This is a genomic window from Thalassococcus profundi, assembly GCF_003344785.1.
Classification (GTDB): Bacteria; Pseudomonadota; Alphaproteobacteria; order Rhodobacterales; family Rhodobacteraceae; genus Puniceibacterium; species Puniceibacterium profundi.
In genome coordinates this window covers 1-13,407 of record NZ_QPMK01000020.1, presented here as the reverse complement: position 1 = coordinate 13,407, position 13,407 = coordinate 1, and the positions used below count along the sequence as shown (strand labels likewise).

Below are 13,407 nucleotides of genomic sequence, written 5' to 3'. Positions count from 1 at the left end.
TGTTCGTCCTTAAGAAGTTGGCGGACGCAAACCTCATGTCTGCGCCTTCACAAGGACAATCGCGGCGTCAGGAGGAATCCGGTAAGCCTGATCCAATTTTTTTTCGGAGCGTGCCTGAGGGCGGTTCGCTGCAGATGAAGAAATAGGCGCAGCGGGCACAGCGATCGCTGCGTTTTGGGGGGAAGTGCCCTTCTAGGATCGCAATTGCAGCTTGAGCGATCTTTGTTTTCCGGTTCCCCAACTTCGTACTGCTCATGGTCAATCGGTCCTGCGTCGCGCCTGTCAAGAACACGAACTCAGCCTCGCCGTGGCCTTCAGCGGCAAGTTGAAACGCAGCCGCGTCTAAGGACTCAACAGCGTTCGTGGTCTTGCGTCCTGTTTTGATGCGCCGCAGTACCCTGCCAGACCCAGCATCGACTTCCTCATGTGCAGATACGACAATCTCTGCCTCACCGAATTTCAAGGAAATTGGGGTTGGTGCGCGCCGTTTTTCGCCTGTGCGGAGCAGTCGGAAAAAACTCAGCAGCTCGTCTGAGATTTGACGGTACTCGGCAGCGTATCCATGATCCGCCGGACCATTTTCCATCCACGCCTTATCCATGATGGCTGCGAGCTCGGCTTCGCTTGGTTCATCGTTCAAACGAGACGTCAGCTCATCGACAACGCCCTGGACTGCGTTGTGCATACGCATAAGGGGCGACTCTGCGCGACGACCGCCAACCTGCAACACATGCGCAAAGAAAAATCGCCGTGGGCACTTCTCATAGGTCGCAAGCTCAGAAGGCGATATGCGAGCGATGCCATCAACCTCCAACTTTATTCCGTTCGTTGATACCGCACCTTCAGCCGATGCCGATTGCGGTGATTCGTTCAGAACATGACCAGATATGTCATCCACGAACTTCGATCGCTTGCTGTAAGCATAAAGTATCAGTCGCTCCTCCGCTCTGGATAAAGCGACGAAAAACAAACATTGCTGCTCCTCGTCATGCCCGGACGTGAGCGCGTCACAGCCCTTAAAGGGCGCACCCTCGATCATGCCGTCAGGAGGTGCAAGTCCGCGATTTTGCTTAGCTGACAGCGGAATGGATCGGCTGGTCAATGCCGGCAAATGAAGGACTTTGAACTCAAGGCCCTTGCTGCCGTGAATGGTCATGATCCGGACAGCGTCGAGGCTTTGTGCAGCTTCAGGCAGGTCGCGTAAGTCACGTTCATCTGACACTATGACAAGGCGTCGGATGTGATCGAGAAGATCGCGAATGGGGTACCCGGATTTTTTCGGCAATGTTGATCTCAGAAAGTTCTGAAACTGCCACAGCGCAATCGCAGGATTTGCGTTGCCTGATCTTGCTCCCTTCGCAAATTCGGCGGCCAAGCGCGTCTTGTCGAGATAGAGAGTTGTAATCACGCGCCAGGCCGATGAAGTGGGTTCAAACTCCCCAAACACCTCAATCAAGCTTGAGAGGGGCTTCTCACCCTCCTCGCTGATGTCGTCTAGGCCCGAAAGCGTTTGCCTCCAGTCCAAGGGCAGCGTGTTCCTAGCGGCGCGAATCGCATCAACACAGGTTGAGACATCCTCAATTCCCAGTTGAAATGGGCGGAGAGACGCGACGCAGGCAAGTCCCATGGCGCGCGGATCAACCACAAGGGAAAGGACGGAAAGCGCTTGCTTGATTTCTGGTCGGTCAAAGAGGGGCCCAAGAAACAAGACCGGAATCCCCCGCGCCTCTAAACCAGCGGCGATTTCTGCCAGTCTCGCATTGCCCTTACATATCACGGCCTGGTCACGGAAAGACGTGGTCTCGTTGCAGGCCTGTTTTATTCGGAAGGCGATTTCGTCTATTTCACGATCCTTGGCATCAACACCCACAAACACGGGGCTAACCCCATTAGCACCTTTAAACGCCGTGGCCTCAAAGCCCACCCCGGCTGCTGCCATGCGCGTTTGAGCGAAACCCTTGAATGTTTCGCATATTTCTTGTGATGACCTGTAATTGACATTGAGTGGGAGACTTTCGCCTCCTAAGAAATCCTCGGTCTCAAATCGATCAATGTTGTACGAGGATGCACCTCGAAACCGGTAAATTGATTGTTTGGCATCTCCCACAACCCACAGGTTGGTGCCGTTGGGCTTCAGCGCTTTCAACAATCGCACACTGGCCCGGTTTACGTCCTGATACTCGTCCACCAGAACATGGTCATAGAGTCGTTGAAGTTTCTCGCGAACATCCGCGTCACTTTCGACGAGCATTGTCGGTCGAGCGACCAGATCACCAAAATCTACTACGCCGCGTTCCGCCTTGAGGCCTTCATAAAGATCATAGACGGCTGAGATCTCCAGACACTTTTCTGCTGCCTCGATATCCTCCTCTGTGTCTGCAGCCTCCATCATTTGCTCGGCGAGTTTACGGTAGTGGATGTTGTCGACCACCTCATCCTTGGCTCGTGAAATGGCTGAAAGGAGAGAGCGCAGGGTATCTGTCGGATCCCAAAGTTCGTTGAAATGCTTCAAACGCAGCCGTGGGAATTCATCCTCCAATAGGGCAATGGCTTCGGTCGTATCAATCATACGTGGATCTGCGGGAAGACCCACGCAGTCATGAAACCTGCGCAGGATATCAAGGCCAAATGAGTGAAAGGTCCCAATCCAAGCGGCACCAGCTGCTTCCGGCCAAACCCGCAGGGCCCGATCGGTCATCTCTCCTGCGGCCTTGTTGGAAAATGTCAGGAGCAGAATGGATTCTGGCTGCACATCACGGTCTCGAAGCACAGACAGGCGGCCAACGAGCGTTTGTGTTTTGCCTGTCCCCGGTCCCGCCTTCAGAAGAAGCGCCTTTCCGTCATGATCCGCAGCAATCTGTTGCTCGCGGTTCAATGGTTTGGGCGGGCTTGCGATATCCGGCGCTTCCTCCAACACCGGTAACAAAAGCGCATCAAATAGCTGGACCGCAACCATGTCGTAGGGGGCGCCAAGGCGCTCCGAAATCTCCCCTGCGCCAAGGTTGTCTTCGACATGCCATGACCAGGCCAAACTGCGCGGAAAGAGGAACTCCCGCGCAAACATATCCATCTGGACTTCCTGGCGGGCACGGTTGCTGTAATCGACAACGCGGTCCGCCCCAACTGAGGCCGGATCAGACGATCGTGCCGGATCGATGTTCATGGTTGGCCGGACATCAATACCCCCGCCAAATTCATCATGACCTATCTCATGGGCAACAAGAAACGCATTTAAGAACTCAATGCCCGTATCCTCATGCAGGATGACTTTGGCTCTCGGCTGCAAGAGCGCCCGTCCACCTTTGAGCTGAGGATGGTCAGGAGCGAGCTTGCGGACTTCGTAATCCCGAGCTTCTGCCTCTTGAAGAGCAAACGAATAGGGCTGGGTTGGATCGCCTCCCTTGCTCCTACGCTCAGTATGTAGACGCGCGGCGCATCGACGAACGGCTTCAATCCGATCCATCATCTGCAAGCAACTCTTGCAATGCGCGTTGCTCCTCCTCGGTCAATCCAGCCTGGTTTGCATAATCTTCGAATTCGATGGCCGGTTGCCCCTCAGGTTTCACATCAGATTTCATCGCAACGGCCTGCTGATCGCCAATTTGCATGCCGCTAATGACATCCTGCAGTCTCACATCCAACAGTTTCGCAAGCTTATTTAGGAGAGAAATCGGCATCGAACCGATATGGACTACACTTGCTTGCAACCCCATGAGGAAACTCCGCGGCAAACCCAACGACTTTGAGAGTTCACGAACGTCGGCGCCGTACAGTGCTTGCTCGACCTTCTGAACCCGCAAGACGCTGGTCGTCATAGCCTTGGTCTCAAGCGGAAGACTTGCCTCGACCGCTTCCATGTCGCTCATTGTCAGCTCGTGGAACAGATCCAGAAGTTCGTCTGCAAATTCAGGGTGTTTTTTCAAATAGGTTTTCAGCACGGCAAGCGACATTTCAGGCTCAATCGTGAAGTCGCTGAGGACATCTTCTCTATTGGTCATCATTGTCCTCCAGTTTTAGTGCACGTCTGATCTTTTCAAACGCACGATCACGCCTGTTTCGTACGGTTTTTTCGACGCAGCCGAGCAGCTGGGTCATTGAAGGCTCACCGTCTTTGTTTGTCTCAATGGGAATCGCTGCGAGCATCAAATCGATCACCTTTCGTTCTTCCTCGGGTAAGGCGTCAATCGCGCGACGTATGCGAAACCGGTAATCAAAATCTTCTTCTTTTGTCAGGCCTGACTTTTTGTATCGCTCAAGCGCCTCTTCGACTTCCTCGCGGATGTCCTCACTGTCATCGTGGTGCACAACGGATTCGGTGGCATTTTCCCGACCACTTACCTGCCGGAATTTGTCTATACGGACGGAGCGAACGGCCCGGTCAAAAAACACCTCATATGCGTCAAGCTGTTCTACGTAGCCTCGCCGGTCCTCAAACATGAGCTCTGTCACACGTTCTATTGTTTTATCGCGGATCTCGGCGACGCGAAAATCCTCGACATCCTTATCGCCGCGTCGGCTGTTGGGCCGGGGACAGGCGGCTTCAATCCGATCCAACAAAATGTTGTAAAGTGCCACAAACCGGCCATCTGCATTGTCGGTCTTGGTTTGTCTCAGGTGATAGAGCAGCACTTCGGAAGGCACGTAGTCGGCGTGCCGCCGATCTCGCATCGCAGCTTTGTTCAGGAGTTCATCAAAGGGCCAATCAAGGCTCAAGCGGATAAACGCACTAATCTCATCCCGTCGGGTATAGAGCTTTCCGCTTACTGTTCGTTTTCTGAGGGGTTCAATGCACATATCAAGTTCATAACTGTCTTGAATCAATTCGTTAAGCTGGCTTCTCCAGCACGCTCCCTTCGTTGTTTTAGGTGCTTTTACCTTGAAAGCTGTCAGAAACCAAGCTATATATCTGACACTTGGAGGCGAACATGCAAACCACATCTCAAGCGATCAAGGCCTATGCTGAAGCGCTGCCGGAGGGTGCGACCCTGTCGGCGCGGGAGTTGTTGCACCTCGGAGAGCGTGCTGCGGTCGATCAGGCGCTGTCGCGGTTGGTGCGGCGCGGGGAACTACTGCGTGTGAAGCGAGGATTGTTCGCGTTGCCCGTGAAAACCCGCTTCGGGAGCCGGGCGCCCTCAGTTGAGGCCGTGGTTGAGCACATTGCGAAATCAACCGGTGAGCGCGTGTCGCAAAGTGGAGCGTCGGCAGCGAACTTGCTCGGCATCTCGACGCAGAACCCATCCCGTCAAGTCTATTGGACTTCCGGACCGAGCCGTCATCTAAAGCTCGGAGCGCAAAGCGTCGAGCTTAAACATGTGCCGAACTGGCAGCTTCGTGCGCCCAACAGCCGTGCCGGCCACGCCTTTCGGGCGCTCGCCTATTTCGGCAAGTCCGAAGCTGCTCAGGCTTTGACGCGCATCAAAGCGACATTGAACGAAGAGGAGCAGCGGGAGCTTCTGAGCCTTCGAGCCTCTGCGCCAACTTGGATGGCCAAGGAACTTAGCGCGCTTGCGTCATTGCAATGACCGAAAGCCAAACCTATTTTTCGCTGTCGCGTGAAGACAAGATCGACGCGCTGGAAGTGGCCGCCTCGAAATTGGGGCGGCCTGCAGACCTGTTGGAAAAGGATATCTGGGTCGTCTGGGTGCTTGACGCCTTGTTCGACAGTGCTCTCGGCGAACACCTGGTGTTCAAGGGCGGAACCTCGCTGTCCAAGGTCTACAAGGCGATTGACCGGTTCTCAGAAGATGTCGATCTGACATATGACATCAGGCAGATCATTCCCGATCTGATCAAGGAACCCGACGATCCATATCCGCCAAGCCGCTCGCAAGCTCAGAAATGGACCGAAGCCGTTCGGGATCGCTTGGGCGAGTGGGTGGCGTCAAAAGTGGCCCCCATTTTGTCGGACAAGGTCAAGGCAGCGGCGCTCCCGGCAGAAACCCGTGTAGAAGGTGACAAGATCTATCTGGACTACGACGCGGTGCGCAGCGGCAGCGGGTATGTTCGTCCATCGGTCTTGTTGGAATTTGGCGCCAGGTCCACAGGTGAACCGGCGCAGCGTCACGAGGTGGTATGTGACCTCTCCCAAGCAATACCTGAGTTGCTCATGCCCGTCGCCACGCCTCGTGTGATGATGGCCGAACGGACGTTTTGGGAGAAGGCGACAGCTATCCATGCCTATTGCCTGCGAGGTACGTTTCGAGGCGGCGACCGCTATGCGCGTCACTGGTACGATCTTGATCGTCTGCAGGCTGTGGGTGTCGCTGCACGGGCGCTGGAGGATAAGACGCTTGCTCAAGATGTTGCGAAGCACAAACAGCACTTTTTTCGCGAAACTGATCGTTTGGGTGCGACGATAAACTATGCCGATGCCGTCTCAGGGTCGCTTTGCCTGATCCCAGAGGGTGAAGCCTTGGAGGCGCTGGCCCAAGATTACCAGAAAATGCAGGAAGCGGGGCTGCTTCAGTCAGACTCCATCGCTTTCGATGACCTAATGGCTCGTCTGATGGATCTTCAAAATCAGGCCAATAACCGAGCTGAATGAAGGAGACGGATTTGGTGATGGGCGTGAATCCTTTATGACGTCAAACAATGCCGCGCCGATTGAAGTCATCAAAGAGACGCATCGAGCTTTGGCTGTTTTGCGGGCGCTCGAACGGGCTCTGTGCTACCGAATGAATGAACTCGTTCTTATGGATTGGCTCCGAGTAATTGCGCTTGCGGCCACACGTGACGAGCTCACTTCGACCGCCTGCTCACTGGAGGCCTTCGGCTTGGTGCGGCTGGGCCAATACGACGATAATCGGGTGCTCGAGCTGACTGAGCGCGGTCAAGATGTTGCGTTGGGCCGCGCCACTGCGGAGGGCGTTTTGCGGCCGGGGCCGGACTGCCCGTACTGATCCACTGCCGACGCCTCATGCACGTGTAGTCCTCTGAGCTGAAGGCTGTGCAATTGCGGACAGGGTCGGCTCAGTTCTTTGCAACATGTCGGACATGCAACGGCAAAGGCTTAGCTCGAAGCACTACCGTCGACCCGCAGCAACTCCACCGGCGGTTCACCCAGTTTCCTTCGCGGCCAACCGAGTCCTTCGTGTGATGGTTAGGTCTTGATGAATTTGGCCCCTCCTGCCCTTTGGTCAGGACCGCGCCCTAGTCGGTCGGCTGCGCGCAGCCGCCCTCCCCGAGCTGAAACGCCGCCTCTCCCTGCGACGTGCTGCTGGCCGTGCCGTCTATTCCGGAGCCAACCCGACCAACCGTCGCATGGTCGTGGCAACGCTTCATCTTGGCCATTCGGTAACGGTCGCTGGGGCGAGCGTGTGACGTCAGTGATCACGTACCTCGCGTCTCGGCCGGTGTTGGTCCTCGCTTTGCCGGACACGCAGTTCCGCGCCGCGATCATGGGTTGCAAACGATGTCCGACGACCGCCGGATTGCATTGGCTGCAGCAGGCAGAAGGCCGGTGATGGTCGTGCTGTGCAAATCCAAGCTATCGGGTTGCCGTAGAGGGTCAGTTCGAAATCCGGGTGATCCGAACAGGTTGTCGAAGCTTCGAAGGTCTCCCTACTGCTCTTCCAGACAAAATACATCACGTTGCCACAGAAACCAGCCGTTGCGGCACGTGAGCCGGGGTCAGGCAAAGCTCTGACTCGCCCGGGTTCGGATCGGAGCGAGAGGACAGAAATATCGCCACCACAGGCATTTCTCTCTTTCGACTGTTCACCCACCTTCTTTCGCGGCCACCGCACCTCTCCTTTTGTCTGAGCTGCATGACATGCTGGTCGCAGCTGTCGTCCCGTCCACAAGGGTTGTCACCGATCTTTTTCCCCTGACCCTGCGGGTCATTCCGCGCGGAGCAAAAAGATCGGCGCCTGCCCCTCTCCGCTACGCTTCGCCTTCGGTGTGGCTGGGCCTTGGCCAGCTGCAAGGTGACCATCATTGCAACGCAAACAAGGAGAAGAGCAATGACCACGAACTGCATCAAATTCACCAGCGCCGACATCGAAACCGCCAAGGGCGTCGGCTCCATCTCGACCCTGACCTTCGACCTCGACATCACGGTCGAACCCGTCGCGAGCGCGAACCCGATGGCCCCCACGCACCGCGTCCTCGGCCGCTCCCCGCGCGGCAAGCTGGTCGAGTGCGGCGGCATCTGGAAGAAGCAGAACAAAGAGACCGGCGCTGACTACTACACGCTGACCATCCGCGACCACGGCTTCAACGCCAACCTCGGCAAGGCCGCCAACCAGGATGATCTGTCTCTGCAGGCCGTCATCCCCTGGGGCCCCAAAGACGCCGCCTGAGCCAAGGGCCAGACCGCTCCGGCGGTCTGGCTTTTTCTTGTTCCGGGGAACGCCGGCGGTTTGAGTCCGAAACCCGTGTCCGAAGCATGCCGCATATTTCGGACGCTGACACCGAGGCGGATAGTCTGACTGGATCGGTCGCAGAAGCGGCTCTGATCTTTCTGTTGAGGGACAGCGTGGATCGCACGAACCCGAGGCGGGACCGAATGTCGGCAGGGAGAACTGGCAGTCCGCTGAGCGGGGCCAAACGCACTCCTTCTATCAGTCGAGCAACCCGCGCCTGGGTCGTCTTGGCGAAGCTGCCAGGGGCGCCGAACTCACCCTGTGCCGCGAGGGTGGAAGCCGCAGATCAACATCATGCGTCCCGGGGGCAACGTCTCACGTCAGGGTCACCGCCGCGCGCCTTTCCGTCGACCTGTTGGCCTCTCAGATCGCTAGCCCGGGGTCGAGCGGTCGGCAACGCCGTGGGCAGGTTTCTGGACGGCTGCGCCTTGAGCGGTGCGGTGCACCGCTCACAACAAACCTGCCCCCGGCGTGCTCCATTTCATTCCGCCCCGTGCCGGGTGCAGCCCGCTCTCATGCCCCCGGTCTTTTCCACGATCCGTCCAACGACGATCAACGGAAAGGATCACACCATGACACTCGAACAATCCATCGACCTCGCCGAACTGCAAGCCGACATGGCCTTCGATGCCTACCTCGCCGCCTTTAATGAAGACGCCCATCCGGAGACCCTCGACAGCCTCGAGACCGAGGCTCTGATCGCCCGCAGCCGCTACGACGATCTGCGCACTCTGGGACTGGGTCACTGACCCAGATACCCCTGCGGGTCTTCGGATCCGCAGGGGTCTGACGCTGTTTCTTTGAAGCATCGTGCCGCCCTCAGAGGGTGTGATCCGCGCCATCCCGCGCGGGCAGTTTTCGTGTTCCTAGCGCCCGATCCGTGACCGGATCGAGCGTTTGGTTTGCCTTTCGTCGCGTGCTTCTTGAACACAAGTTTCAGCAGTTTTTTTGACCAGTTTGCCGCGCATCGATGAGGACGGCGGCGTTCCATGTCGCGCTGTGCAGCGGTCTTGAGGGCGGCCTATTGGTCGCAAAAAGACAGAACACACAAAACGTAATATTGCGCAATGTGATGTATTGAAGTATAAGCGAAGGAGAGAAGGAAGACGTTGGCAGGATATGGCCAATGTTTGCACATTTTGTCCGAGGGGTCTGACCCGTGCCGAGGCCAGCGAAAAACCTTAAGTTCGAACAGCGCATCGAAGTGGCGCGGCGTTTTGCTGCGGGCGAGAGCGCGAAGGACCTGGCGGCAGCATTCGACATTTCCCCGCGCCATGTGAACCGGCTCGCGAAAGAGGAGGCGGGCGAGGGCGTCACGGTGCGCGATCCGAGCGAAACGGTGGCGTTCCGGGCCAGTCGATCTGAACTGGAAGCCTTCGATGCCGAGTGGCGCGAACGGGGCTATGCCAACCGGTCACAGGCGCTGAATGCGGTACTGCGCGGGCGGTGCGGATTTCTCGATGTGCCACGCGATCTGGTCGGGGAATTCTGCGCGGCCTGGCGTCAGGCGAAGGATGTGAGCGACGCTGGATTGGCACTTTCCAAGGCGGTGCATCGCGGCTTGCTGGAAGTCTCGGAGGCGGACCGCGCCGTGCTGATCGAACTCTTCGATTTGGCGCAGTCGATGAGCCGTGAGATGGGCCGGATGAAGGATGCCGCACAAGCACTGCGTCATCAGGAATGGCCGCAAAAGGAAGAAGGGCAGGGGGCGGAGAGCGAGGTTCTGGAGGACGGCCCGCGCGTGGCTGGCGGCGGTCTGAGGCTGGTGCCTGAGAGTTCCGGTTCAGATTTGGATCGGGGTTCGCTGCCTCTCGGTAAGCCTCGAACGCGAACCCCGATGCATGACTGTTCGATCGTGAACCGGAACTCTCGAAATGGCTGACCCCCTCGCCCTCTACACCTCCGTCATGGGGCGGCTCTGGGAGGATGAGCGCATCCGCGGCCAGGCCGCGGCGCGGATCGACGCGCGGCTGGCGGGCCGTCGGCAGGGTCGGAGCTTTGCGCGCGTCGGATCCCTGTCGGCGCGCAACGCACTGAAGGCGGCGTCGGGTCAGAGCCGCGCGGCGGTCTTCAAACGGATCCGGGCAGGGGGCTGCAAGACGCGCGCCTCGCTCGGAGCGCAGATCTCCTACATCAATGACAAGGCGGTCTACACCTACTCGACGATGACCAACGCGCTGACCGACGCGGAGGTCCTGACCGACGAGCAGAAGGAAGACATCATCGAGGACTGGGCCGGCACCTGGCGCGGCTCGACCAAGCTCGGGTTCACCTCGCACATGCTGCTGTCCTTCCCGACCGACGTGACGGTCGATCAGGTGCGCGACATCGCGATGGACTGGACGGAGCATTTTTTCGAGAGCGGCGAATACGGCGACCAGTGGGATTATGTGCTCGCAGTCCATGACGACCGGGCGCACAAGCATGCGCATATCATCCTGAACAATCGCGGCGTCGAGAAGGGCACCTGGTTCTCCTGCTGGGCCGAGGGTGTGATGTCGCCGCAGCTCATGCGCGAGAAGCAGGCCGAGATCGCTGAAGCGTACGGCGTGATGCTCGACGCCACCACCCGGCTTGAGCGCGGCATCTTCGAGAAGCCCGCCGGGATCGAGGAGATTTACCGCGCCAAGGAAGAGGCCCGCCTGCCGCGCGAGATCGCCCTGACGGCCCAGGAATCCGCCATTGCGCAGGCGCAGGTGGTGGGCTTCGCCAAGGACTACAAGAACCTCGCCGACCTGCTGGACCGGATGGACCGGCAGCACATGGCGCGCGCTGTGCGCGGCATGGCGGACGGGCTTGGTTCCGGCACGCCGTGGAACTTCACCGAAGGAGAGATAGACATGAAGGACATCAAGACCGTCGGTGATGCGATCGACTATTCCGAGCGCACGATCGAAGCGCTCAGGCTCAAGGCCGAGGAACTGGATCCTGCCGAGCGCGCCGCCTTCGAGGCCAAGGCCGCACCGATCATCGCGGACCTTTCGCAGATGGTGCCGGATCCGGACCTGCGCGCGCGCTTTGGCAAGCAGCTCGAAGAACCCTATCCGCCGGGGGCGGGAAGCGAGGTGCTGATCGCGGCGCTGCAGTCCGGCAATGGCGATGGGCTGCGCGATGTGCTCGAGCGCGCCGAGGAGGCCGGGATGGACAGCGAGGAGCTGGTGGCCCGGATCGCGGCGGGCGGTACGCGGAACTACGGCATGGCGCAGGACTGGGTCGAGCGGGACATGAACGCGGTGCTGGCCAAGGACGGACTGAGCGTGGAGACGGCCAATGACGACCAGCTCGATGCCGCGCTGGAAAAAGTCGACGGCGTGATGGACGCGCTGATGGAACGCGCCAAGGAACTGGGTGTCGAGATCGGTCGGACCCTCGCGGACGAAGAACAGGAGATCCTGCCGCTCATCGACGAGGACGATCGGACGCCCAATCCCTACCTGCAGGACCTCGCCGACATGTTGCGCGACGGCAAGCTTACCGAGGAGCAGGAAGAGACCGTCGAGCGGACCCTGCAATCCGAGCTCTTCAAGGAGTTGGGCGAGGAAGGCTTGGCCGAACTTCGGCGCGGAAACTACGAGGTGCTGGACGCGGCCCTGCCGAGCAAGCTCGACCAGATCACCGTCACGCAGGAATTCCTCGAGATGACCTTTGAGGAGACCGGCGATCAGGTCTTCACCGACCGCGCCGCCGGTTTGCAGCAGGACAAGGCGACCGAAGTTGCGCGGTTGCGCGGCCAGCAGGAAGCGCAGGAGCTGGGCCGTGACCGCGGTCTCGATGACGAGATGGAATTCTGAGGGAGATGACCACCATGACCAAGACACTTCCCCTCTGGGCCGCACTTCTTTTCGGCGTGATCTGCGGCGCCGTCATCGGCACCATTGTCGCTGCCTTCTACCTGACCCTTGCCCTGAAAACCGGGTTTCAGAGTTTCGACATGTTGGCGCTCTGGAAGGCCGGCGCGGGCACACGCGCGGCCCATCCGGAGGCTTTCAAGGTTGGCTTCGGCGCCGTCGGCTTCGGAGCAATCGGCCTAGGCGCCCTGGCGCTCGCTTGGACCTGGAAGAAGGAGCGGGATGACTATGGCTCGGCCCACTGGCAGACAAAGGCGGAGTTGAAGAAGAACGACATGCTGCAGGCGCCGGGCAAGGGCTTTGTCTGTGGCAAGCTCGGCGCACCGAGTTCCAAGGCTGAGTTTATCTCTTCGACCACCATCCCCCATGTGATGATGGTGGCCCCGACCCGCGCCGGTAAGGGCGTCGGCTTCGTGATCCCGAACCTCTTGAGCTTCGCAGGTTCGGTGGTGGTGCTCGACGTGAAGGGCGAGAACTTCGAGAAAACTGCCCGGCTGCGGGCGCTCAACGGCGACGAGGTCTATCGCTTCAGCCCCTTCGACTGGGCCAATGCCACGCACTGCTACAATCCTCTGGCCCGGATCGCCAAGGCCCCGAGCTTCGCGCAGCGCTTCACCGAGGTCTCGATCCTCGCGGACCTCTTCCTTGACAAGGACAACAAGACGCTCGACACCTTCTCCGAGGCTGGCAAGTCGATCTTTGTCGCGGCCTGCCTGCTAGCGATCCAGCGGGGCACGCCGAACCTTGGCGCGGTGAACCAGATCGTCGCCGGGGGCGAATACAAGAACGCCCAATACAAGACCTATGCCGACGAGGCCGAAGAAGACATCCTGCGCGAGCTCTGGACCAACGCGGCCTCGGCCTCGTCGCGGCTCCTGACTTCAAACATTCAGGCGTTGATGACAGCCGGTCTCAAGCAATGGGACAACCCGGCGGTGCGCTCGGCCACCGAGGCGAGCGATTTTGATTTCTCGACCTTCCGCAAGACCCCGCAATCGCTCTACATCGCCGTCTCCGAGGATCACATCGCGACATTGGCGCCGCTTTTGCGCCTGATGTTCGCCGATCTCATCGCCTCGATCCGTTTGAACGAGCCCGGCCCGGATGAGCCCTGGCCGGTCATGATGATGATCGACGAATTCCAGCAGATGGGGGCGATGCCCTATCTCGAACGCGCGATCCATTCGCTGGCAAGT

Annotated in this window: 11 protein-coding genes; 8 read left to right on the top strand and 3 right to left on the bottom strand. The window is 58.8% G+C overall.

Annotation, left to right across the window (positions count from 1 at the left end; all coding sequences use genetic code 11):
* Window positions 1-67: 67 nt before the first annotated feature.
* From DU478_RS19265 to DU478_RS19255, 3 genes are read right to left on the bottom strand one after another with little or no spacing between them, the layout of a single operon-like run.
* Window positions 68-3,466 (bottom strand): ATP-dependent helicase, encoded by a 3,399-nt coding sequence (locus DU478_RS19265; RefSeq protein ID WP_233501447.1) that lies wholly within the window; start codon window positions 3,464-3,466, stop codon window positions 68-70.
* A complete protein-coding gene (locus tag DU478_RS19260) occupies window positions 3,450-3,998 on the bottom strand; it encodes a hypothetical protein (protein ID WP_065331800.1) in 549 nt (182 codons plus the stop codon). Before DU478_RS19260 ends, DU478_RS19265 begins: the two co-directional genes overlap by 17 nt.
* Complete coding sequence (locus DU478_RS19255) at window positions 3,988-4,794, bottom strand: RNA polymerase sigma factor (protein WP_065331793.1); 807 nt, start codon at window positions 4,792-4,794, stop codon at window positions 3,988-3,990. Before DU478_RS19255 ends, DU478_RS19260 begins: the two co-directional genes overlap by 11 nt.
* Window positions 4,795-4,925: 131 nt before the next feature.
* Here DU478_RS19255 and DU478_RS19250 point away from each other — a divergent pair, with 131 nt between their 5' ends.
* From DU478_RS19250 to DU478_RS19215, 8 genes are all read left to right on the top strand, one after another.
* Window positions 4,926-5,522 carry a DUF6088 family protein gene (locus tag DU478_RS19250; protein ID WP_065331792.1) on the top strand — a complete coding sequence of 199 codons (597 nt, stop codon included), beginning with the start codon at window positions 4,926-4,928 and terminating at the stop codon, window positions 5,520-5,522.
* The gene (locus DU478_RS19245; protein WP_114512582.1) at window positions 5,519-6,544 is read left to right on the top strand and encodes a nucleotidyl transferase AbiEii/AbiGii toxin family protein; all 1,026 of its coding nucleotides are present in this window, start codon (window positions 5,519-5,521) and stop codon (window positions 6,542-6,544) included. The genes DU478_RS19250 and DU478_RS19245 overlap by 4 nt, the downstream gene beginning before the upstream one ends.
* A 34-nt stretch (window positions 6,545-6,578) precedes the next feature.
* Window positions 6,579-6,899: a VpaChn25_0724 family phage protein gene (locus DU478_RS19240; RefSeq protein ID WP_065331826.1), complete on the top strand. Its 321-nt coding sequence runs from the start codon at window positions 6,579-6,581 to the stop codon at window positions 6,897-6,899.
* 1,062 nt (window positions 6,900-7,961) lie between these two features.
* Complete coding sequence (locus DU478_RS19230) at window positions 7,962-8,300, top strand: DUF736 domain-containing protein (RefSeq protein ID WP_008335621.1); 339 nt, start codon at window positions 7,962-7,964, stop codon at window positions 8,298-8,300.
* A gap of 635 nt (window positions 8,301-8,935) precedes the next feature.
* On the top strand, window positions 8,936-9,112 hold the full coding sequence (locus tag DU478_RS23215; RefSeq protein WP_169833683.1) for a hypothetical protein: 177 nt from the start codon (window positions 8,936-8,938) through the stop codon (window positions 9,110-9,112).
* A gap of 410 nt (window positions 9,113-9,522) precedes the next feature.
* Window positions 9,523-10,245, top strand: a complete 723-nt coding sequence (locus DU478_RS19225; RefSeq protein ID WP_233501446.1) for a ribbon-helix-helix domain-containing protein — start codon at window positions 9,523-9,525, stop codon at window positions 10,243-10,245.
* Window positions 10,238-12,154, top strand: coding sequence for a relaxase/mobilization nuclease domain-containing protein (locus DU478_RS19220; protein WP_114295286.1), 1,917 nt, complete (start codon window positions 10,238-10,240; stop codon window positions 12,152-12,154). The genes DU478_RS19225 and DU478_RS19220 overlap by 8 nt, the downstream gene beginning before the upstream one ends.
* A gap of 14 nt (window positions 12,155-12,168) precedes the next feature.
* Window positions 12,169-13,407 (top strand): type IV secretory system conjugative DNA transfer family protein (locus tag DU478_RS19215; protein ID WP_158545819.1); only part of this gene is annotated, 1,239 nt, incomplete at its 3' end.

Coding starts and splice junctions, on each gene's coding strand:
- DU478_RS19265 (WP_233501447.1), bottom strand. CDS start 3,466: ATGATGGATCGGATTGAAGCCGTTCGTCGATGCGCCGCGCGTCTACAT.
- DU478_RS19260 (WP_065331800.1), bottom strand. CDS start 3,998: ATGACCAATAGAGAAGATGTCCTCAGCGACTTCACGATTGAGCCTGAA.
- DU478_RS19255 (WP_065331793.1), bottom strand. CDS start 4,794: ATGTGCATTGAACCCCTCAGAAAACGAACAGTAAGCGGAAAGCTCTAT.
- DU478_RS19250 (WP_065331792.1), top strand. CDS start 4,926: ATGCAAACCACATCTCAAGCGATCAAGGCCTATGCTGAAGCGCTGCCG.
- DU478_RS19245 (WP_114512582.1), top strand. CDS start 5,519: ATGACCGAAAGCCAAACCTATTTTTCGCTGTCGCGTGAAGACAAGATC.
- DU478_RS19240 (WP_065331826.1), top strand. CDS start 6,579: ATGACGTCAAACAATGCCGCGCCGATTGAAGTCATCAAAGAGACGCAT.
- DU478_RS19230 (WP_008335621.1), top strand. CDS start 7,962: ATGACCACGAACTGCATCAAATTCACCAGCGCCGACATCGAAACCGCC.
- DU478_RS23215 (WP_169833683.1), top strand. CDS start 8,936: ATGACACTCGAACAATCCATCGACCTCGCCGAACTGCAAGCCGACATG.
- DU478_RS19220 (WP_114295286.1), top strand. CDS start 10,238: ATGGCTGACCCCCTCGCCCTCTACACCTCCGTCATGGGGCGGCTCTGG.